Source organism: Aeromonas sp. R7-4, from assembly GCF_040908055.1.
GTDB classification, from domain to species: Bacteria; Pseudomonadota; Gammaproteobacteria; order Enterobacterales; family Aeromonadaceae; genus Aeromonas; species Aeromonas sanarellii.
The window spans coordinates 92929-113495 of the sequence record NZ_JBFODA010000067.1 but is presented as its reverse complement, the minus strand read 5'-3'; the positions used below and the strand labels follow the sequence as shown (position 1 = coordinate 113495).

The following is a 20567-nucleotide window of genomic DNA, read 5'->3' as shown; positions in this document are numbered from 1 at the left end:
GCTATTTGAAAGGAAAAGCCATGAAAGCCATCGCCCTCACGCACTATCTGCCAAGCGACCACCCCCACTGCTTCATCGAGAGCGATCTGCCCGACCCGACACCGGGCCCGCGGGATCTGCTGGTACGGGTCAACGCCACCTCCATCAATCCGGTCGACACCAAGGTGCGCGCTCCCAAGGACAAGGTTGAAAGCAGCCCCCGCGTCCTGGGCTGGGACGCCGTGGGGGAAGTGATCGCCGTCGGCAGCGACGTCACCCTGTTCAAGACGGGCGACCGGGTCTGGTACGCGGGCGACATCAGCCGCCCGGGCAGCAACAGCGCCCTGCAACTGGTGGACGAGCGCATCGCCGCCCTCGCACCCCGGACCCTGAGCGACACCCAGGCCGCCGCCCTGCCGCTCACCGCCATCACCGCCTGGGAGGCCCTGTTCGAGCGCATCGGCCTGAATCTTGAGAGCCAGGGGCGCCTGCTCATCATCGGCGGCGCAGGTGGGGTCGGTTCCATCGCCATCCAGCTGGCCCGCCAGCTCACCAATATGGAGGTGATCGCCACCGCCTCGCGGCCTGAAACCCGGGAGTGGTGCCTGGCCATGGGCGCCCACCGGGTAGTGAGTCATCACAAGCTGCAGGCAGAGCTGGCCGCCCTTGGCATCAGCCAGGTGGACGCCATCTTCTGCACCAATGCCACCGAACAGCACTGGGACGCCATGGCGAGCCTCATCCGCCCCTTCGGTCACATCTGCACCATCGCCGAATCCAGCGAGCCCTGGGACCTGGCCCGGCTCAAGCCCAAGAGCGTCACCTTCAGCCAGGAGTTCATGTTCACCCGCTCCCTGTTCCAGACCCCGGACATGATCGAGCAACACCACCTGCTCGGCCGGGTCGCGGCCCTGGTCGACGAGAGGGTGCTCAAGACCACCCTCACCAGGACGCTGCCCGAGCTGACCCCCGCCACCCTGGCGCAGGCCCATCGCGAGCTGGAGGCCGGCCGCATGGTGGGCAAGCTGGTGATCGACATGAGCGGTTTCGATCGCTGAGGCAGTGCAAGGCCGGGCTTGATAGCCTCTATTCCCTTATGGGTAAAAAATGCACCATCATGGGGTGAAATCACCAGTGACAAGCCCCAAGAGTGCACAGCTGCGGCAGGCCCTGCCCCCAGATAGCGGGGCTTTCCCGGCAAAAATCATAAAAAAAGGGGCCATCCCGTTGGGATGGCCCTAAAAAACCTGAACGTTGGGGTAACAATCACACACATATCCTTATGCAGGACATATCCATCTTTGCAGATAGCGTGCCAATACCTTATTTTTACCGCCAATTCGCCGATATTCCCCGCCTTTCCATAAAAAAAGCCACCCGAAGGTGGCTGAAAAAAGATGACGGAACTTCATAGAGCAAAGCATTCAGCGGGAACAAGTTGCTTCCCGTCACCCAGTAGGGAATACACTAATCGTGCCAACTTGGCAGAAGTGCCCTCCTTCCCCATGCCGCCACGGGCAGACCACGACAGCACAGGCCCATGATGGTAGAATCCCGCGGTTTCACATTTATGAAGAGTCGACGCCATGCCCTGGATACAAATTCGAATCAACGCCACCGCCAAGACCGCGGACAAGGTGAGCAACATGCTGCTGGGGCGTGGAGCCCAGGCGGTGACCTTTATGGATGCCAAGGATGTGCCCGTCTATGAACCCATGCCCGGCGAGACCCCGCTCTGGGGCGAGACCGAGGTAATGGGGCTGTTCGACGCCGAAACCGACCCGGCCCCCACCATCGCCTTCTTCCAGCAGATCTTCGGTGAGGATGTGGGCTACAAGGTCGAGCAGCTGGAGGACAAGGACTGGGTGCGCGAATGGATGGATCACTTCCACCCCATGCAGTTCGGCGAGCGGCTCTGGATCTGCCCGAGCTGGCGCGACGTGCCCAACCCCGATGCGGTCAACGTCATGCTGGACCCGGGCCTGGCCTTCGGTACCGGCACCCACCCCACCACGGCGCTCTGCCTGCAGTGGCTGGACGGGCTGGATCTCGCGGGCAAGACGGTGGTGGACTTCGGTTGCGGCTCCGGCATCCTCGGCATCGCCGCCCTGAAGCTCGGCGCAGCCCGGGTCATCGGCATCGACATCGACCCGCAGGCCATCCAGGCGAGCCGTGACAACGCGATGCGCAATGGCGTCGCCGATCAGATCGAACTCTATCTGCCGGCGGATCAGCCGCAAGATGTCGAAGCAGACGTGGTGGTCGCCAACATCTTGGCCGGCCCGCTGCGCGAACTGGCCCCGCTCATCGCCGGCCACGGCAAGCCCGGCAGCCTGATGGCGCTCTCCGGCGTGCTGGAGAGCCAGGCCCAGGAGCTGGAGCTCATCTACGGCCAGTGGTTCGACATGGACCCGACCGCGGTGAAGGAGGAGTGGTGCCGCCTCTCCGGCCGCAAGCACGGCTAAGGGCGGCGCCCGCCATCAGGGCGGCAAGCGGGCATGTTTATCAAACAAGAGCACCGGACGGTGCTCTTGTTGTATCTCCCCTTTGCCCACTCTGGGGGATGGCTCACGCCTCTCTGGCCGCTGAGGGATTAACATCGAGCGTCCCCATCATAGAGGCCCAGTCATGACCGAATACCAGAAGATGATCAGCAGCCAACCCTACAACTGCATGGCGCCGGAGCTGGACGCCTTGCGCCGGGAGACGGCGCGCCTGTATCGCCGCTTCAATCAGGCGGAAGATGAGGCTGAACAGCGGGCACTGCTGGCGGATCTGGTTGGCGAGCTGGCAGAGAACGCCTTCATCTGCCCACCCCTCTACTGCACCTATGGCCGCCACATCCACCTGGGCAAGGGCTCCTACATCAACATGGGCGCCACCCTGCTGGACAACGCCCCCATACGCATCGGCGCCAACGTCATGATCGGGCCGAACGTGCAGATCTATACCGCCGCCCACGCGCTGGACGCCGATGAGCGCATCCAGGGAGTGGAGACGGCGCTGCCGGTCACCATAGAGGACAGGGTCTGGATAGGCGGCGGCGCCATCCTGCTGCCCGGAGTCACCCTGGGGCGGGAGGCCATCGTCGGCGCCGGATCTGTGGTGACCAGAGACGTACCGCCCGGCGCCCGGGTGGTGGGCAACCCGGCCCGGGTGCTGACAGCCAGGGCAAAGCACAGCGCCCAGTAACCCCCATCACGCTGATCTCAAGACCGCGCCATCTGTCAAAAGGGTTGCCCGCCAAAAAGCGCAGATAAAAATAAAGCTCGATGTCATCAAGACCGAGCGGGTTTGTAAAAGGGCTTGCTTGCCGGGGCTACGAGACGAATGGAGCCGACACCTGAAAAGCGCGGATAAAAATGAAGCCCAATGTCACCGGGACGTTGGGCTGTAAAAAGGTGCTACGGAATTGCGACTCTCATCGCAGAAAATTAGAAGGGGTCACCTTCTAAACTGGCACTGGGATAATAGCGGGGCGCAAACGTTTTACATAGCGTAATCAACCGGGATTGAGAAGAACCTCTCACTATTTAAAAAATGTTCGTCCGGCCCCCTTCTCCCCCCTTGGCAAGCGCCCAATTATCAGTACAGCCTGATGCCGATGCGAAGAAACAAAAAAGCCCTGAATAATCAGGGCTTTTTTGCATTTATCCTGACTCAGAAGCGGCGCACGAAGTCCGCCATCGGCAGTTCGCGCAGCTTGCGGGCCTCCAGCATGGGGGTGCCAAGGTAGAGGAAGCCCACCAGCTGGTCCTCGGGTGCCAGCCCCAGTCCGGCGTTGATCTGCTGATCGAAGATGAACCAGCCCGAGCGCCAGATACCGTTGAACCCCTGGGCCTGGGCCGCCATCTGCATCGCCATCAGGGCGCAGCCGGCGGAGAGCTCCTGCTCCAGTTTCGGCACCTTGGGGTGCACCTGATAGCGGGTCGCCACCGCGATCACCAGGGGGGCGCGCAGGGGGGCGGCACGGCTCTTCTCGATGCCATCCTCGTCCTCGCCGCGGGCACGGGCCGCCTCGGCCAGCAGAGAGCCCAGTCGCTCCCGTCCCTCTCCCTCGAACAGGATGAACTGCCAGGGGGTCAAGGTGCCGTGATCCGGCGCCCGCAGCCCCGCCTTCAGGATGTTGTCGAGCACCTCGCCGCTCGGGGCAGGCTCGGTCAGGCGGCCACAGGAGTGGCGATTGAGTAACAGATGGAGGGCGTCCATGGGCAGTTCCTTGTCAAAGGCGATGATGGCGCTACCTTAGCACAGCACCGGATGAAGAAAACCCCTGGGTCTCAGGGGTTTGTCGCGATCCCATGGGGTTGTGCAGCCACCGGTGACAGGGTGGAGAGCGGTCAAATGACGGCTGCCAGCTCGGCCCCTTGCCGGATGGCTCTCTTGGCATCCAGCTCGGCGGCCACGTCCGCCCCGCCGATGATGTGTACCGGCTTGCCCGCCGCCTGCAGGCCGGCCTGCAGCTCCTTGAGGGGCTCCTGCCCCGCGCAGACGATCACCTGATCCACCGGCAGGCACTGCTTGGCCTCACCCACCTGGATGTGCAGCCCCTGGTCGTCGATGCGCAGGTACTGCACCCCGGAGAGCATCTGCACCCTGCGGTTCTTGAGCACGGTGCGGTGGATCCAGCCTGTGGTCTTGCCAAGGCCGTCCCCCACCTTGCTCTCCTTGCGCTGGAGCAGCCAGATCTGGCGCTCGGGGGCGTCGATCTCGGGTTTGATCAGACCGCCGCGCTCGCCGAGCTGCCGGTCGATGCCCCACTCCTTGAGCCAGTGATCCCGCTGCTGCACCGCCTCACCCTCGGCTCGCTTCTCCACCAGATATTCCGCCACGTCGAACCCGATACCGCCGGCCCCGATCACCGCCACCTTCTCGCCCACCGGCTTGTGATCTCGCAGCACGTCCAGGTAACTCAGCACCTTGGGATGCTCGATCCCCGGGATGTTGGGGGTGCGCGGGCGGATGCCGGTGGCGAGGATCACCTCGTCAAAGCCGCCGCCGAGCAGGCTCTCGGCGCTCTGGCGCTGACCCAGATAGAGCTCGACACCGCACTTCTCCAGCCGCCTGGCGAAGTAGCGCAGGGTCTCGTGGAACTCCTCCTTGCCCGGGATCTGCTTGGCGAAGTTGAACTGGCCGCCGATCTCGCTCGCCTGATCGAACAGGCTCACCTGATGGCCGCGCTCGGCGGCGTAGCAGGCGAATGCCAACCCCGCCGGACCCGCCCCCACCACAGCCAGCTTCTTGGGCTGGGGCACCCGGCCGAAGGTGAGCTCGGTCTCGAAGCAGGCTCGCGGGTTGACCAGACAGGAGGCACGCTTCTGCTTGAACACGTGATCCAGGCAGGCCTGGTTGCAGGCGATGCAGGTGTTGATCTCGTCCGCCCTGTCTTCGGCCGCCTTGATGACGAACTCGGGATCCGCCAGGAAGGGGCGCGCCATGGAGACCATATCCGCCTCGCCCCCCGCCAGGATGCGCTCCGCCACCTCCGGCGTGTTGATGCGGTTGGTGGTGATGAGGGGCACGGTGAGATGCTTCTTCAGCTCGGCGGTCACCCAGCTGAAGGCGCCGCGCGGCACGCTGGTGGCTATGGTGGGGATGCGGGCCTCGTGCCAGCCGATGCCGGTGTTGATCAGGGTCACCCCCACAGCTTCCAGCGCCTTGCCCAGCGCAATCACCTCTGCCAGGGTCGAGCCCTGCTCCACCAGATCCAGCATGGAGAGGCGGAAGATGATGATGAAATCCGGGCCGACCCGCTCGCGGATGGCGCGCACTATCTCCACCGGGAAGCGCATCCGGTTATCAAAGCTGCCGCCCCAGCCGTCGGTACGCTTGTTGGTGCGCTCGCAGATGAACTGGTTGATGAGATAGCCTTCCGACCCCATCACCTCCACGCCGTCGTAACCCGCACTCCTGGCCAGGGCTGCCGTGGTGGCGAAGTCGCGGATGGTGCCGCGGATCTGCCGCTCGCTCATGGCGCGGGGCTTGAACGGGGAGATGGGCGCCTTGAGTGCGCTCGGCGCCAGGCTGAACGGATGATAGGCGTAGCGGCCGGCATGGAGGATCTGCAGCGCTATCTTGCCCCCTTCCCGGTGCACCGCCTCGGTCACCTTCCTGTGCTTGGCCACCTGCCAGGGGAAGCTCAGCTGGGTGCCATGGGGCACCAACCGCCCCCGCAGGTTGGGGGCGATGCCGCCGGTCACGATGAGACCGACCCCGCCACGAGCCCGCTCGCCATAGAAGGCGGCCAGCTTGTCAAAGCCCCCCTTCTCCTCTTCGAGGCCGGTGTGCATGGACCCCATCAATACGCGGTTGCGCAGCCGGGTAAAGCCGAGGTCGAGGGGGGTCAGCAGCGTGGGATAACGGCTCATCATGAACTCCTTGTCGGGGCCGGGCTGGAGGCACCCCGCCCTGATCCGGCCATCGCCCAAGGCCAGGGCGACGTCGGCAGGATGGGCGTGTGGCTCACGGGGCCTCCAGTTAATTTTTTGTTATCAAACTGGGGCTAGAGTAAAGAATCAAAAATTCTTTTTCAAACAATTGTTTGGACATTTTTTCAGCGAACAGCCGTGTTCCGAAGGCGGGGCAGGCGATCGTTGCCAAGGGGAAATGGCAATTAACGGTGCAACTGGTTAATAATGCCCTTCTCTACCCATTAACAGGGCGACAACGCAGCCATGTCTATTTTCAAAGGTCTGGGGTGGCTATTTCGCAGCCTCTGGCGTCTGCTCAACTTTACCCGGTTGATGCTGGTCAACCTGCTGTTTCTGCTCGTCGTGCTGGTCATCGCCTTCAGCGTCGGCCAGAGCGAGACCCCGGACACCCCCATCGAGGGTGCCCTCACCCTCAACCTCTCCGGCGTGCTGGTGGAGCAGCGCACTCAAACCGATCCGACCGTGCAACTGCTGCGGCAGATGGACAGCAGCGACGAGCAGCCGAGCGAGATAGTGCTCTCCGATCTGCTGTGGGCCATCAAGAGCGCCGGGGATGACGATCGCATCAAGGCGCTGGTGCTCAAGCCCCAGGGACTGCAGGGAGCCAGCCTCTCCAAGCTGCAGGAGGTGGCAGCCGCCATCGACACCTTCAAGGAGAGCGGCAAGCCGGTCATCGCCATGGCCGACTACTACAGCCAGGGAGCCTACCTGCTCGCCGCCCACGCCGATCACGTGCTGCTCAACCAGAGCGGTGCCGTGCTGATCGAGGGCCTCGGCGTCTACCAGACCTATTTCAAGTCGGCGCTGGAGAAGCTCAACGTCACCCCCCACGTGTTCAAGGTCGGCACCTACAAGTCCTTCGTCGAACCCTATACCCGGGACGAGATGTCCCCCGAGAGCAAGGAGGCGAACCAGCGCTGGCTGGATCAGCTGTGGCAATCCTATGTGGCGGACGTGGCCGAGCAGCGGGAGATCGAGCCCGATGCGGTCGCACCCAACAAGGATCACTTCCTCGAGCTGCTGCGCAAGGCCGGTGGCAACGCCGCCAGCTACGCCCTCGACAACGGCCTGGTGGATCAGCTCGCCACCCGCGACGAGATGACCCAGGCGGTGATCAAGGAGGTGGGCGAGAGCGATGATCACGGCTGGAAGGGGGTGGGCCTCAAGGAGTACCTGGCCGCCATTCCGGAGCAGTATCCCCAGAGTGGCAAGGATGAGGTGGGCCTCATCACCGCCAGCGGCGCCATCATGGACGGCGTGCAACCCGCCGGCACCATAGGGGGCGACAGCCTGGCCGATCTGCTGGCCGAGGCCCGCCGCGACGACCAGGTGAAGGCCGTGGTGCTGCGGGTCGACAGCCCGGGGGGCAGCGCCTTCGCCGCCGAACAGATCCGCGCCGAGCTGCTGGCCCTGAAACAGGCGGGCAAGCCGGTGGTCATCTCCATGGGCAGCTACGCCGCCTCCGGTGGCTACTGGATCTCCGCCGATGCGGACAAGATCTTCGCCTCCCCCACCACCCTCACCGGATCCATCGGGGTGTTCGGCATGTTCGCCACCATCGACAAGGCGCTCTCCCAGTACGGGGTGCATACCGACGGCGTGGGCACCACGGACTTCGTGGGGATCGGGTTGACCCGGGCCCTGCCTGAGCACGTGGGCGAGGCCATCCAGCTCAGCGTGGAAGACACCTATCAGCGCTTCGTCGGCCTGGTGGGCAAGGGCCGCGGCCTGAGCCCGGAGGAGGCGGAGAAAGCCGCCGAGGGCCGGGTCTGGACAGGTCGGGATGCCAAGGATCTGGGACTGGTGGACGAGTTCGGCAATCTGGACGACGCCCTCAAGGCCGCCGCCGAGCTCGCCAATCTCAAGCGCTGGCAGGTCACCCCCATAGCACCGGAAGAGTCCGCCCGGGACAAGTTCCTGCGCGAGCTGTTCGACAGCAGCGCCCGCATCCTGGCCCCGCACCTGCAGAGCTGGCTGCCCGCAGGCTTTGGCAAGGCGCTGCTGGAGATGAACCGCGGCCTGGATCCCCTGACCCGCTTCAACGATCCGCAGGGCACCTATGCCTTCTGCCCGGTCTGTGTCCAGTGACATGACTCCCCATAAAAAAACCGCCCTCGGGCGGTTTTTTTATGGGCGAAGAGAAGAAAGCCTCAGGCCAGCAGGCCGGACTCATGCCAGCGGTGCAGCTCGGCCAGCACCCGGGTCTCCCGCACCGTCCACTGGGGACAGGGGCCGGCCAGCTGGGTCTTGTTGGTCTGCAGGGCCTCGGCCAGGGCGAACCAGCCCGGGGCGAAGCCGAGGCGGATCTCGTAAGGCTGGGGACAGGGCTCGCTCCACCCCTCCCCCACCCGGCAGAGGTAATAGGACGATCGGATGCAGTAGGCGTCGTAGTCCGGCTCGCGGGCGGCGCGGTACTCCCGGGTTTCTCCCAGCAGGGGCCCCACCTCCAGCAGCTCGGCACCGCACTCTTCCCGCAGCTCACGGGCCAGGGCGGCACCGTGGCACTCCCCCGCCTCGACGCCGCCACCGGGGAACATGAGATCGCCGTTGACGCTGGAGTGCACCAGCAGCAGCCGATCGCCGCGCAGCACCACGGCCCTCACCGTGCTCCGCTCGAGCACCCGCCCCTCGCACTGGATCCGGCCGTGCACGAGGCGAATGTCGAAGGGGTGGGCCCACTCCCGGGCTTCTGACAGGGGCGGGATCATGGGGCCTGGTAGCTCCCCTGCTCGAGCGCGCCGACGATGGCGGCGGCCTGTTCGTCCAGCTGCTCCTGCCGCGCCTTGCCGATGGCGTGATAGAGGCCGAGCCGGGTGGAGGAGACCTCGGGGCTCTCCTGGAAGGACTCGCTCACCTTGCCCCACAGGTAGGCCTGGTCAAACGCCTTCTGCCCCATGTAGAGGGTGCTGAGGGCGGTGAGGATCCGGCTGTTGACCCTGTCCCCCTCCCCGTAGAGGGAGAGCGCATGGTGCATCAGCGTGATGGCCTTCTGTGGCTCGCTCTTGGCATAGATGCCTCCCAGGGCCAGTTGCAGTTCGGGCTCCTCGAGGGCGGGGGTGCCTTCCAGCGCCAGGAAGTCGGCCCGGGCCTGGGGATTGGTATTGTTGGTCCAGTGCCAGAGCAGCAGATAGGGATCCCGGGAATTGCGGGTCTGGGCATCCAGCTGCTCCAGCTGGGTGCCGGCGGCCAGCATGCCCTCCACCCGGGGGCTCTTCTGCTCGCGGGCCCGCTTGTACTCGATGTTGGTGGAGTGCTCGGCGCACTGCAGGTAGCGCTCCAGTCCGCGCATCAACTCGTACTGGCGCCTGTCCGTCCCCTCTTCCTGCAGGCGGTAGCGGGCGCGGATGACGTCGCTGCGCTCGTGGCGACACCAGCCGTCGTCCACCAGATCCTCACACAGGGCCGGGGATTGGGAACAGATGTTGTGGATCCTGTCGTCGTCGCAGGCCGTCAACGTCAGGCAGCAGGCGAGGGAGAGCAGTAACGGACGCTGTGGGAATAGGGTCATGGTTCACGTCTGGTCGGTAACAATCGCAACCCGCCCTGGCCACCGCCAACTAGCAAACAGGCTACATATCCATTACAATGCGCGCGCCGTATAAGGCCGCGACTGCAGAATAATATAACGAAACCATCAGCCCTACACTGATCTGCATTCGACGAATTTCAATTTGCCCAGGCAACTTGCTTCAACAACGTGAAATAAAGGATCTGGTTAATGACCCACGAGCACTACTTGCAGGCGTGGCAGGAGAGCCAGGAGCTCGCCGAAGCCATGCAACCCTTGATAGGCCGCCTCTACCGCCAGCAAGGGGTAGAGATCACCATCTTTGGCCGCCCCCTGCAAAACGCCTCCACCATCGACATCCTCAAGGCCCACCGGGTCGTTCGCCGCCACCAGGGCACCCCCCTCCCCATCCAGCACAGCTTCCCCCTGCTGCAAGCCATGGTCGCGCTGAACCCGACCGCCGCCGAAGTCGATCTCGGCAAGCTGGCGGTGGGTTACTGGCAGGATCATGAGGACGAGGCGGGCATCGAGGACTATCTGCGCGCCAAGCTGGCTCCGGCCCTGAACCGGGCGGGCGTGCCCGCTCCGACCGACGTGGTGCTCTACGGTTTCGGCCGCATCGGCCGCCTGCTGGCCCGGCTGCTGATCGAGCGCACCGGCGCCGCCAACTCCCTGCGCCTGCGCGCCATCGTGGTGCGCGGCGGCCGGGACGGGGATCTGGAGAAGCGCGCCAGCCTGCTGCGCCGCGACTCGGTGCACGGCCCCTTCAACGGCTCCATCGAGGTGGATGTGGAGCGCAGCGCCATCATCGCCAACGGCACCTTCATCCAGGTGATCTATGCAAACAGCCCGGCCGACATCGACTACACCGCCTACGGCATCGATAACGCGCTGATCGTCGACAACACCGGCGTCTGGCGTGACGAGGCGGGCCTGTCCGAGCACCTCAAGGCCCGTGGCGCCGCCCGGGTGCTGCTGACCGCCCCCGGCAAGGGGGAGATGAAGAACGTGGTGTTCGGGGTCAACCACGAGGTGATAGGCCCGGATGACAAGATCATCTCCGCCGCCTCCTGCACCACCAACGCCATCACCCCTGTGCTCAAGGTGATGCAGGACAGGTACGGCATCCGCCACGGCCACGTGGAGACGGTCCACTCCTACACCAACGATCAGAACCTCATCGACAACTATCACAAGGGCGAGCGCCGCGGTCGCAGCGCCGCCCTCAACATGGTGATGACCAGCACCGGCGCCGCCAAGGCGGTAGCCAAGGCGCTACCGGAACTCAAGGGCAAGCTGACCGGCAACGCCATCCGGGTGCCGACCCCCAACGTGTCCCTGGCCATCATCAATCTGTCCCTGGAGCAGGCGACCGACCGGGAGAGCCTCAACGCCTATCTGCAACAGATGGCGCTGAGCTCGGCCCTGCATCGCCAGATCGACTTCAGCGCCAGTACAGAGCTGGTCTCCTCCGACATGGTGGGATCCCGCTTCGCGGGCATTGTCGACTCCCAGGCCACCATCGCCGAGGGGGATCACTGCGTGCTCTACGTGTGGTATGACAACGAGTTCGGGTACAGTTGTCAGGTAGTGCGGGTGATGGAGCAGATGGCCGGCGTAGTCCGCCAGGATCTGCCGGTCTGATCCCGCAGTTTATGGCTCAATAGTTCAAGGAGAGGCCGGATGTCGTTTCAACAGGGTGAGTTTTTGCAAGCAATCAGGCAGATGCCCGAAGAGGTGTACGAGCGGCTCAAGACCGCGGTCGAGCTCGGCAAATGGCCGGACGGCAAGCCCCTCACCGAGGAGCAGAAGGCCACCTCCCTGCAGGCCGTGATGGCCTGGCAGGCGATGCACCTTGAAAACCCCGAGCACATGAACATTGGCCGTGACGGCGAGATAGTGATGAAGAGCAAGAGCGAGCTCAAGCGCCAGTATCGCGACGAGGAAGAGATAGTCCGTATCGAGATCAGTCACAGAGCCTGACCTGCCCGCAACAACTACAGAGGGGAGCCAACATGGCTCCCCTCTCTCTTTGCGCCGTGCAGCAAGCTTTACCTTCAGGGGGTCAGCTCCCCACGCAGCGACTGTTGCATCAGCTCGCGGATGCGCGGGGCCGGCAGATCCTGGCTCAGCAGGAAGTGCAGCTTGGTGAGCGCCGCCTCGGCGGTCATGTCAAAGCCCGAGATGACCCCGGCCCGGGAGAGGGCGTTGCCGGTGGCATAGCCCCCCATGTTGACCTTGCCGTGCAGGCACTGGCTCAGGTTGACGATGATGACGCCCCGGGCCGAGGCCTCGGAGAGCAGCGCCAGCATGGCCGGGTTCTGCGGCGCATTGCCCACCCCGAAGGAGAGCAGGATCAGCGCACGCACCGGCTGCTGCAGGATGTTCGCTATCACCTCCGCCGAGATCCCCGGGTAGAGGGTCACCACACCGATGGGCTGGGGGGTGATGTCGTGCAGCACCAGGGGGCGATCGGAGGGCATCCCCAGCTCACCGGCCTCCAGGGAGATGGCGATGCCGGCGTTGAGCAGCGGCGGGTAGTTCGGCGAGTCGAAGGCGTGGAAGCCGTCGGCGTGCACCTTCTTGCTGCGGTTGCCGCGATAGAGCTGGTTGTTGAAGAAGAGCGTCACCTCGTGGATCGGGTAGTTGGCCGCGATGTAGAGGGCGTTCAGCAGGTTCTGCTGACCGTCGGAGCGCAGCTCGGCGAGCGGGATCTGGGAGCCGGTGATGATCACCGGCTTGTGCAGATCCTCGAGCATGAAGGAAAGCGCCGAGGCGGTGAACGACATGGTATCGGTGCCGTGCAGGATGACAAAACCGTCGTACTGCTCGTAGTTGCCTTTAATGTCCTCGGCGATGCGCTGCCAATCCGCCGGCGTCATGTCGGAAGAGTCGATGAGGGGAGCATATTCGTGGATATGGTAATCCGGCATTTCCGGTCGATGGAACTCGGGCATCCGCGCCAGACAGTCTTCCATGAAGCCCGCCATCGGCACATAGCCGTGGTCGGAACGCTGCATCCCTATGGTGCCGCCTGTGTAGGCGATGTAGATGGACTTCTTCACACCCTCTCCTCTTTGTGGACTGGAAACCGGCAAATCATGTTGGGGCTCAACCGACACGTTCCCTCGTCACGCCCAGCATCCTGGTGCGGACAGGGGGAAATATGGGGCATCAGCCGCGTCCTTCACTTTCTGCTTCCCCCTGCGGGCTGGAAACGGGCGAATTATAAAGAGTGTCGCCCCAAATGACAGCCGAGACTGTATCACCGCCCTTCGCAGCGGGCTCCGCATGGCAGTGTTAAATTCCATGTTAACGTCTTGTTTTAATCATTAATGTGATGAACATGGATATAAACGATGTTTTTTGCTAATATCCGCCGGATTTCTCAAGAATCTCATCTGAACGCCCGTCGCTGACGGGCTCGTATCGTTCCCATTTTCGCGTGGGACGGGGCCCAGGCCCCCTCTGTAATTGGCGCCTTCGCCACTCTGTTTCATCCCGGCTGGATCTGTGCGTCTTTCTCGCCAAAGACACAGCCGATCAACATGGGAGTACCGAATGCTACAACTTGATTCTTACACCACCCTGGTCGCCGCCACTCTGGTGCTGCTGCTCGGCCGTCTGCTGGTCAACCGGATCGGGCCGCTGCGCACCTTCAACATCCCCAAACCCGTGGCCGGTGGCCTGGTGGTCGCCCTGATCCTGCTGCTGCTGCGCTCCACCCTGCAACTGGAGGTGCAATTTGACACCAGCCTGCAGACCCCGCTGATGCTGACCTTCTTCGCCTCCATCGGTCTCTCCGCCGATCTCGCCAGCCTCAAGCGCGGCGGCAAGGCGGTGCTCACCTTCCTGCTGGTGGTCACCGGCCTGCTGCTGATGCAGAACAGCCTGGGGGTGGGTCTGGCTACCCTGCTGGGTCTGGATCCCCACATGGGGTTGCTGGCCGGTTCCATCACGCTGTCCGGCGGCCACGGCACCGGGGCCGCCTGGGGCTCCATCTTCACCGAGAAGTACGGGGTGCAGTCCGCCGCCGAGCTCGCCATCGCCTGCGCCACCTTCGGTCTGGTGCTGGGGGGGGTGATCGGCGGCCCCGTGGCCCGTCATCTGGTGAAGAAGGTGCAGGTGCCCGGCGAGGAGCACAACCGGGACGACGCTCCCCAGGGCTTCGAGATGCCGGACATGGAGCGGCCGCTGACCACCTTCAGCGTGATCGAGACCCTGGCGCTCATCGCCATCAGCCTGAAGGGGGGCGAGATGCTCTCCGCCTACCTCAAGGGCGGCGCCCTGGAGCTGCCGGTCTTCGTCTGCGTGCTGTTCGTCGGCGTGCTGCTGCGCAACGTCCTGACCCTGCTGAACTGGCACGAGGTGAGCGATCGGGAGGTCTCCCTGCTCGGCAACGTCAGCCTGTCGCTCTTCCTGGCCATGGCCCTGATGAGCCTGAAGCTGTGGGATCTGGCGAGCCTGGCCCTGCCCATCTTCGTGCTGCTGGCGGCCCAGACGGTGGCGATGGCGCTCTACGCCGTGTTCATCACCTTCAGGGTCATGGGCAGCAACTACGACGCGGCCGTGCTGGCGGCGGGCCACTGCGGCTTCGGCCTCGGCGCCACCCCCACGGCGATTGCCAACATGCAGGCCATCACCCAGCGCTTCGGCCCGTCCCACATGGCGTTCCTGGTGGTGCCCATGGTGGGGGCCTTCTTCATCGACATCATCAACGCCGTGGTGATCAAGCTGTTCCTGGCTCTGCCCTTCCTGTAATTCCCGTCCTCTCAGACGCAATAGGCACAGGAACCCTCAACCCGGGGGATTCTGATGACCGAGGCCCCCTCTTTTTGCGAAGAGGGGGCTTTTTGCGTAATAGGAGTCAGACAGCGACCGCCTTGATCACCTTCCACTACTATTGGCTTACGACGTAGTCAATATGAGGTGATGTGGTGAGACTCAACAGTCTGCGCAATAAAGTGTCTCTCTATCTTCTGCTGCTGATCTCATGCGCAGCAGCCATCAGCTATGGCGTCAGCACGACAGTACTCTCTGCCAATACCCGGATTCTAAACGAGCATAATCAGCAAGCAGCCCTGGATCGTGCCCAGCTGTACATTGAATCCATGCACAAGAGCCTCATGATCAGCACACGAGACTATGCCGAATGGCGAGACTCCATTCGCTTTATCCATGGCAACTTGCCCACTTATCTCGACGAGAACTTCAACGCGGGAACACTGGATAACCTCAATGCCCACTTTGTCCTGTTCATCAGACCGGATCACTCGCTCTATCGTGTAATCGGTAGAGGGGGAGCGACCTACGTGACGCTGGGCAACACCCACCCCATCTGGTCCAAAACGCAGGACTATCTCACCCGCTACTGGTCATCACCAGGCACACGGGGATACACACTGAACGGCTGGTATCAAGAGCACCCCATCCTGCTAGCGGTTCATCCTGTTCACGACCCTGATGCCACCAACCCGCAGCTGGAGGGCTGGATAGCCATGATCCGCCAACTTGATGGGACAGGCGTGCAACAGATCCGGGACATGACCAAGCTGGACATCGAGTTTCTCCGAGATACAGGGGGGGCCCCCCTTGCCGAGCAGCGCGCTCTGCCAGACAGCGAGAATACCAATCGGCTCATACTGCGCATCCCCCCAGATCACCAATTGCTGACGCAACAGCGGCTCAGCAATCGCATGCTACTCATCAACTCAACCCTGCTCCTGATCGCCGCCGGCCTGGGCACTATTACCATTTATGAACGAATGGTGATGCGTCGGCTCACCATTTTTATCCGCCTGGCCGAGCAATACAGCAGCCTGCAGCCAACAAGCAAACATTGGCCTCTATCGGGTAACCCCGAGTTCGATACTCTGGCCAAGGCGCTCAATAGCATGGTGGAGCAGCTCCGACTCTCGGAGCAGGCCCTCTACGATGAGGCCAGACGCGATGGGCTGACCCAATTGGGCAATCGGAAATTTTTGAGCGAGCAGCTCAATCAGCATCCCTGCCTGCTCACCAAACATGACCGTTGCCGCATTGCCTTGCTGATGATCGATCTGGACGATTTCAAGACCCTCAATGACAGCCTGGGACACGAGACAGGGGATCGGGTCTTGCTAACCATCGCAGAACGCCTCAAGCAGGTGATTCGTGGTGAAGACATGCTGTTTCGCATAGGTGGTGACGAATTTGCCATCATCACCAAGATGGTCAGAGAGGAAGAGGGCGCCATTTCGCTCGCCGAGCGTCTGATGTTCACTATATCCGGCCAGCAAATCGAGTAGGGAGGGCGAAAAATCCAGGTCGGAGCCTCCATCGGAATCGCTTACGATGATGGTGCCATGAGCGCAGATGAGCTCATCCGGAACGCCGACCTGGCCATGTACGATGCCAAGCAGGCGGGCAAACATTGCTACCGCTGTTATCGGGATATACTGCATCAGCAGCTTTCACAGCGCATGCAGCTGGAACAGGCATTGCGGGAAGCGTTGCAACTGCGGCAATTTGAGGTCTGGTATCAACCCATAGTGGATGTGGAAGGTGGCAGCGTCGCCATGGTGGAAGCCCTGTGCCGCTGGCCCACCCCAACGGGGTTCTGTCCCCCCAGTGTATTTATCCCTCTGGCAGAACAGGCCGGACTGATCATCCCCCTGGGTAAGTGGATTGCCGACCAGGCGATGGGAACGCTGCGTGAACTGAGATGCGCCTACCCCGACCTGAACATCAACATCAATCTGTCGGTGCTGCAATTGATGGAGCCAGAGCTGGTGACACAACTCGCCGAGCTGGCCGATCGTCATCAGTTGCCGAGGAACGCCATCCATTTTGAACTCACGGAGAGTCTCTTTGCCGAGAATCACGGTCGCTTGGAAGATCAACTGCTGGCACTGAATCAAGCGGGATTCAAAATCCATCTTGATGACTTTGGCACCGGTTACTCCTCCCTGGAGCGCTTGCTGTCCCTGCCTATCGATGCGATCAAACTGGACTACAGCTTTACCCAGACGCTGCTGAAAGGGGATGAAAGGCTCGTCAAGGCGGCGCTTTTACTGGGACGCGAACTGGAGATGCCCGTCATTGCGGAAGGCGTCGAGACCGAGGAGATGCGCGTGCAACTCTACCAGTTGGGGTGCCATTTGATGCAAGGCTACCTGTTCGCGCATCCCATGAACAAAACCGATCTGACTCATTGGCTTGAACTAAAAGCTGGCAGGCCCCCCGCCTGATTGACAGAGACCTGCACCCAGCGGATGCCTTCGCTCGCTGGCGTCCCCAGGCGAGCACGCCAGGCACAACTGGCGTTTCGCCGCAAGCAGCGTTGACGACATACCCGCAGCCCCTGACGAACAAGCCCCGCGCTCTCTCGAGTGCGGGGCTTGTTTATGTCAGCTCGAACAGGCTGCGACTGGCGTCTTACAGGATAAAGGTCGACACCTGCTTGTTCAGGTCGGTGGCCCGCCCCTTGAGGTTGTGCGCCTGATCCAGGTCGCGCATGGCGGCGGCGGTGATCTCGTCGCTCACGTCCTTGATGGCGGTGGTGTTCTGGGTGATTTCGCCGGTCACCTGGGTCTGCTCCTCGGCGGCGGTGGCGATCTGGCCCGCCATGTCGGAAATCAGCGAGACGGCCTGGGTGATCTCTTCGAGCGCGGCGGCGGCAGCATCGGCGTCTTTCACGCTGTTGTCCGCCAGCCCCTGGCTGGTCTGCATCAGGCTCACCGCGCGGGCCGTGGTCTGTTGCAGCGTCTCTATGGTGGACTGGATCTCCTGGGTGGAGTCCTGGGTGCGGCGGGACAGCACCCGCACCTCGTCCGCCACCACGGCGAAGCCGCGACCCTGTTCACCGGCACGGGCCGCCTCGATGGCCGCGTTCAGCGCCAGCAGGTTGGTCTGCTCGGCGATGCCCTGGATGGTGGAGAGGATGCCGGAGATGGCCTGAGCGTGGCGACTCAGCTCGCCGATGACGCCGGTGGCCTGACCCACTTCCTCCGCCAGGTTGTTGATGGAGTGGCGGGTCTGGTTCACCAGCATCTTGCCCTGCTCGCTGCTCTGGGCGGATTGCTGGGCGGCGGCGGCGGTGTTCTCGGCGTTGCCGGCGATCTCCATGGTGGCGCTCGCCATCTCGGTGACGGCGGTGGCGACCATGGTCACCTCCTGCTGCTGGCGCTGCAGCTCTTCCACCGCGGCCTGGTTGGTCACCAGGCTGCGCTCCGCATCGGCGTTCAGCTCGTTGGCGAGCTGGCGGATGTTGCCGATCAGCTGGTGCTGGCTGCCCACGAAGCGGTTGAAGCTGTTGGCGAGCTGGCCCACCTCGTCGTTGGCGTCGATCTTGATGCGCTGGGTCAGATCGCCGTTACCGTCGGCGATGCGGGCCAGGGCCTGGGAAACCTTGGTGAGGGGGCCGAGCAGCAGGCTGACCAGCCAGGAGATGGCGAGGATACTGCCCACCAGCACCAGCAGGGCCAGGCCGAGCTGGGTCATCAGCAGGGAGGAGAGCGGCGCCTCCAGGGTCGCCTTGTCCAGCACCAGCACCAGCTCCCAGTCGGTGTTGGGGATATCCACCGCCCACAGCAGCTTGTCACGGCCCTCGTTGTCGAAGTAGGCCGGCACCAGGCTGTTGCCGCTCTTGCTCTGCTCGATCAGGGCGTTGGTCAGATCGTTGTCGATCTCGCTGGCCGGCTTCATCGCCTTGGCCGCGTCCTTGTAGGCGATGACGGTGCCGTCCTTGTGCATCAGGATGGCGAAGCCGTCCGCCGGCAGGGCCATCTTGGTGACGTCCTCCACCAGGGAGGCGATGGAGAGGTCGCCCCCCACCACGCCGCCCTGGGCCGGCTGGGCCAGGGTCACCACCAGGATGTTGTAGGCCACGTCCAGGTAGGGCTTGGTGACTATCATGCCGCCCTTGGCCATGGCTTCCTGATACCAGCCACGGGAGCGGGGATCGTAACCGTCGCGGTTGATGGAGGGGTCGGAGTCGTGCATCTTGCCGCTGCCCTCGCCGAAATAGGTGAGCTGGAAGCGGCCGGAAACCTGGGCCTGTTGCAGGGCGTTGAGGGGCTCGGGGCCGGCCTTGTTGCCAAGGGCCTGGATCACGTCACGGCGCGCGGCGAGCCAGTCGCTGACGCTGGCCGCCTGCTGGCTGCCAAGACGCTGCACCTGTTCCTGACTGCCTTGCAGCAGCAGGGACTTCTGACTGGTATAGCTCTGCCAGGAGAGCAGCAGGATCACCAGGGAGAGGGCGATGACCACAGACAACAGTATCTTCTGCTTGAGTGATAGGTTTTTCATCGTGTTTTCTTCTTGTGGGGTCAGGAACAGGATTGCTCGAGTGCACGGCACTATATGTTGTTAGCGGCCAGTCAGAGCAAAACTGAAGCTGAGAATGGCGCCACGGACGATATTTTGCCCGGAAATGAAGAAAATGGCCTGGGAAATCGGCGACGGAAGGCGACCGGGGCCAGCCAACCCTGTTTATTCCTTCTGCAATTGGCTAGAATATCCCGTTTTTAAATCACATCGACCCCGAGAGTTTTCACGATGTTTGAAGTCAATCCTGTATTAAACAAGCTTAAGGAGCTGTCTGAGAGGACCGAGCTGCTTAGGGGGTACCTTTGACTATGACGCCAAGAAAGAGCGTCTAGAAGAGGTCAATGCCGAGCTGGAACAGCCGGATGTCTGGAACGAACCCGAGCGCGCACAGGCGCTGGGCAAGGAGCGCGTCTCCCTGGAGAACGTGGTCAGCACCATAGACGTCTTGACACAAGGTGTTGAGGACGTCGAGATGCTGGTCAGCCTGGCGGTCGAAGGGGAAGACGAAGAGACCTTCAACGAGGCCGTGGCCGAAGCCGACGAGCTCGAAACCAAGCTGGTGGATCTCGAATTCCGCCGCATGTTCTCCGGTCAGCACGACGGCTCCGACTGCTACATCGACATCCAGTCCGGTTCCGGCGGCACCGAGGCCCAGGACTGGGCCAACATGGTGCTGCGCATGTACCTGCGCTGGGGCGATGCCCACGGCTACAAGCCCGAGCTCATCGAATGCTCCGAGGGCGACGTGGCCGGCATCAAGTCCGCCACCATCAAGTTCACCGGCGAGTATGCCTTCGGCTGGCTGCGCACCGAGACCGGCGTCCATCGCCTGGTCCGCAAGTCACCGTTCGATTCCGGTGGCCGTCGTCACACCTCGTTCTGCTCCGTGTTCGTCTACCCCGAGATCGATGACGACATCGAGATCGAGATCAACCCGGCCGACCTGCGCATCGACGTCTACCGCGCCTCCGGTGCCGGTGGTCAGCACGTCAACCGGACCGAGTCCGCGGTGCGTATCACCCACATCCCGACCGGCGTGGTGGTGCAGTGCCAGAACGACCGTTCCCAGCACAAGAACAAAGATCAGTGTATGAAGCAGCTGAAGGCCAAGCTCTACGAGCTGGAGATTCAGAAGCAGAACGCCGAGAAGCAAGCCCTCGAAGAGACCAAGTCCGACATCGGCTGGGGCAGCCAGATCCGCTCCTACGTACTGGATGACTCCCGTATCAAGGATCTGCGCACCGGCGTCGAGACCCGCAACACCCAGTCCGTACTCGACGGCGACTTGGACAAGTTTATCGAAGCCAGCCTGAAATCAGGCCTGTAAACAGAGCAGCAGG

General features: G+C 62.9%; 16 protein-coding genes. 10 read left to right on the top strand and 6 right to left on the bottom strand.

Features of this window, described 5'->3' with window-relative positions:
• Positions 1-20: 20 nt before the first annotated feature.
• From AB5Y72_RS19680 to AB5Y72_RS19670, 3 genes are all read left to right on the top strand, one after another.
• Positions 21-1037: a zinc-binding alcohol dehydrogenase family protein gene (locus AB5Y72_RS19680; protein ID WP_325782059.1), complete on the top strand. Its 1017-nt coding sequence runs from the start codon at positions 21-23 to the stop codon at positions 1035-1037.
• Positions 1038-1565: 528 nt separating this feature from the next.
• The gene (gene prmA, locus AB5Y72_RS19675; RefSeq protein WP_219143678.1) at positions 1566-2444 is read left to right on the top strand and encodes a 50S ribosomal protein L11 methyltransferase; all 879 of its coding nucleotides are present in this window, start codon (positions 1566-1568) and stop codon (positions 2442-2444) included.
• Positions 2445-2607: 163 nt separating this feature from the next.
• On the top strand, positions 2608-3171 hold the full coding sequence (locus tag AB5Y72_RS19670; RefSeq protein ID WP_325782058.1) for a sugar O-acetyltransferase: 564 nt from the start codon (positions 2608-2610) through the stop codon (positions 3169-3171).
• Between the two features lie 468 nt (positions 3172-3639).
• Here AB5Y72_RS19670 and AB5Y72_RS19665 read toward each other — a convergent pair whose 3' ends face one another.
• Positions 3640-4188: an NAD(P)H nitroreductase gene (locus AB5Y72_RS19665; protein ID WP_216989707.1), complete on the bottom strand. Its 549-nt coding sequence runs from the start codon at positions 4186-4188 to the stop codon at positions 3640-3642.
• Between the two features lie 131 nt (positions 4189-4319).
• Positions 4320-6347 (bottom strand): NADPH-dependent 2,4-dienoyl-CoA reductase, encoded by a 2028-nt coding sequence (locus tag AB5Y72_RS19660; RefSeq protein ID WP_209793275.1) that lies wholly within the window; start codon positions 6345-6347, stop codon positions 4320-4322.
• A 306-nt stretch (positions 6348-6653) separates the two neighbouring features.
• Between AB5Y72_RS19660 and sppA the strand changes: the two genes are divergently transcribed.
• A complete protein-coding gene (gene sppA, locus AB5Y72_RS19655; protein WP_209793273.1) occupies positions 6654-8498 on the top strand; it encodes a signal peptide peptidase SppA in 1845 nt (614 codons plus the stop codon).
• Positions 8499-8560: 62 nt separating this feature from the next.
• Here sppA and AB5Y72_RS19650 read toward each other — a convergent pair whose 3' ends face one another.
• Both AB5Y72_RS19650 and AB5Y72_RS19645 read right to left on the bottom strand, forming a co-directional pair.
• A complete protein-coding gene (locus tag AB5Y72_RS19650; protein ID WP_209793271.1) occupies positions 8561-9118 on the bottom strand; it encodes an NUDIX domain-containing protein in 558 nt (185 codons plus the stop codon).
• Entirely contained in the window at positions 9115-9918 is an 804-nt protein-coding gene (locus AB5Y72_RS19645) for a DUF2989 domain-containing protein (RefSeq protein ID WP_209793269.1), read from the bottom strand. The genes AB5Y72_RS19650 and AB5Y72_RS19645 overlap by 4 nt, the downstream gene beginning before the upstream one ends.
• Before the next feature lie 210 nt (positions 9919-10128).
• Between AB5Y72_RS19645 and AB5Y72_RS19640 the strand changes: the two genes are divergently transcribed.
• Together AB5Y72_RS19640 and AB5Y72_RS19635 are read left to right on the top strand one after the other, a co-directional pair.
• Positions 10129-11562 (top strand): glyceraldehyde-3-phosphate dehydrogenase, encoded by a 1434-nt coding sequence (locus tag AB5Y72_RS19640; protein WP_368199490.1) that lies wholly within the window; start codon positions 10129-10131, stop codon positions 11560-11562.
• Between the two features lie 39 nt (positions 11563-11601).
• Positions 11602-11901: a YeaC family protein gene (locus tag AB5Y72_RS19635; protein ID WP_368199489.1), complete on the top strand. Its 300-nt coding sequence runs from the start codon at positions 11602-11604 to the stop codon at positions 11899-11901.
• A gap of 74 nt (positions 11902-11975) precedes the next feature.
• Here AB5Y72_RS19635 and ansA read toward each other — a convergent pair whose 3' ends face one another.
• The gene (gene ansA, locus AB5Y72_RS19630; RefSeq protein ID WP_042079181.1) at positions 11976-12983 is read right to left on the bottom strand and encodes an asparaginase; all 1008 of its coding nucleotides are present in this window, start codon (positions 12981-12983) and stop codon (positions 11976-11978) included.
• A gap of 496 nt (positions 12984-13479) precedes the next feature.
• Here ansA and gltS point away from each other — a divergent pair, with 496 nt between their 5' ends.
• The 3 genes from gltS to AB5Y72_RS19615 all read left to right on the top strand — a co-directional run bounded on the left by gltS (position 13480) and on the right by AB5Y72_RS19615 (position 17147).
• Positions 13480-14679: a sodium/glutamate symporter gene (gene gltS / locus AB5Y72_RS19625; RefSeq protein WP_325782052.1), complete on the top strand. Its 1200-nt coding sequence runs from the start codon at positions 13480-13482 to the stop codon at positions 14677-14679.
• A gap of 176 nt (positions 14680-14855) precedes the next feature.
• Positions 14856-16205 carry a diguanylate cyclase gene (locus AB5Y72_RS19620; protein ID WP_368199486.1) on the top strand — a complete coding sequence of 450 codons (1350 nt, stop codon included), beginning with the start codon at positions 14856-14858 and terminating at the stop codon, positions 16203-16205.
• Between the two features lie 57 nt (positions 16206-16262).
• Positions 16263-17147, top strand: a complete 885-nt coding sequence (locus AB5Y72_RS19615; RefSeq protein ID WP_368199484.1) for a putative bifunctional diguanylate cyclase/phosphodiesterase — start codon at positions 16263-16265, stop codon at positions 17145-17147.
• A 187-nt stretch (positions 17148-17334) separates the two neighbouring features.
• Here AB5Y72_RS19615 and AB5Y72_RS19610 read toward each other — a convergent pair whose 3' ends face one another.
• Positions 17335-19206, bottom strand: a complete 1872-nt coding sequence (locus tag AB5Y72_RS19610) for a methyl-accepting chemotaxis protein (protein ID WP_042079179.1) — start codon at positions 19204-19206, stop codon at positions 17335-17337.
• 249 nt (positions 19207-19455) lie between these two features.
• Between AB5Y72_RS19610 and prfB the strand changes: the two genes are divergently transcribed.
• A protein-coding gene (prfB, locus tag AB5Y72_RS19605; RefSeq protein WP_157005485.1) for a peptide chain release factor 2 occupies positions 19456-20554 on the top strand; the annotation gives its coding sequence in 2 pieces (ribosomal slippage) (positions 19456-19530 and positions 19532-20554; 1098 coding nt in all).
• Positions 20555-20567 lie beyond the last annotated feature (13 nt).

What these genes read in the sequence shown, in the direction of transcription:
- AB5Y72_RS19635 (WP_368199489.1), top strand. Translation starts at nt 11,602, where the DNA reads ATGTCGTTTCAACAGGGTGAGTTTTTGCAAGCAATCAGGCAGATGCCC.
- prmA (WP_219143678.1), top strand. Translation starts at nt 1,566, where the DNA reads ATGCCCTGGATACAAATTCGAATCAACGCCACCGCCAAGACCGCGGAC.
- AB5Y72_RS19610 (WP_042079179.1), bottom strand. Translation starts at nt 19,206, where the DNA reads ATGAAAAACCTATCACTCAAGCAGAAGATACTGTTGTCTGTGGTCATC.
- AB5Y72_RS19645 (WP_209793269.1), bottom strand. Translation starts at nt 9,918, where the DNA reads ATGACCCTATTCCCACAGCGTCCGTTACTGCTCTCCCTCGCCTGCTGC.
- AB5Y72_RS19680 (WP_325782059.1), top strand. Translation starts at nt 21, where the DNA reads ATGAAAGCCATCGCCCTCACGCACTATCTGCCAAGCGACCACCCCCAC.
- sppA (WP_209793273.1), top strand. Translation starts at nt 6,654, where the DNA reads ATGTCTATTTTCAAAGGTCTGGGGTGGCTATTTCGCAGCCTCTGGCGT.
- AB5Y72_RS19660 (WP_209793275.1), bottom strand. Translation starts at nt 6,347, where the DNA reads ATGAGCCGTTATCCCACGCTGCTGACCCCCCTCGACCTCGGCTTTACC.
- gltS (WP_325782052.1), top strand. Translation starts at nt 13,480, where the DNA reads ATGCTACAACTTGATTCTTACACCACCCTGGTCGCCGCCACTCTGGTG.
- AB5Y72_RS19650 (WP_209793271.1), bottom strand. Translation starts at nt 9,118, where the DNA reads ATGATCCCGCCCCTGTCAGAAGCCCGGGAGTGGGCCCACCCCTTCGAC.
- AB5Y72_RS19665 (WP_216989707.1), bottom strand. Translation starts at nt 4,188, where the DNA reads ATGGACGCCCTCCATCTGTTACTCAATCGCCACTCCTGTGGCCGCCTG.
- AB5Y72_RS19640 (WP_368199490.1), top strand. Translation starts at nt 10,129, where the DNA reads ATGACCCACGAGCACTACTTGCAGGCGTGGCAGGAGAGCCAGGAGCTC.
- AB5Y72_RS19670 (WP_325782058.1), top strand. Translation starts at nt 2,608, where the DNA reads ATGACCGAATACCAGAAGATGATCAGCAGCCAACCCTACAACTGCATG.
- AB5Y72_RS19615 (WP_368199484.1), top strand. Translation starts at nt 16,263, where the DNA reads ATGAGCGCAGATGAGCTCATCCGGAACGCCGACCTGGCCATGTACGAT.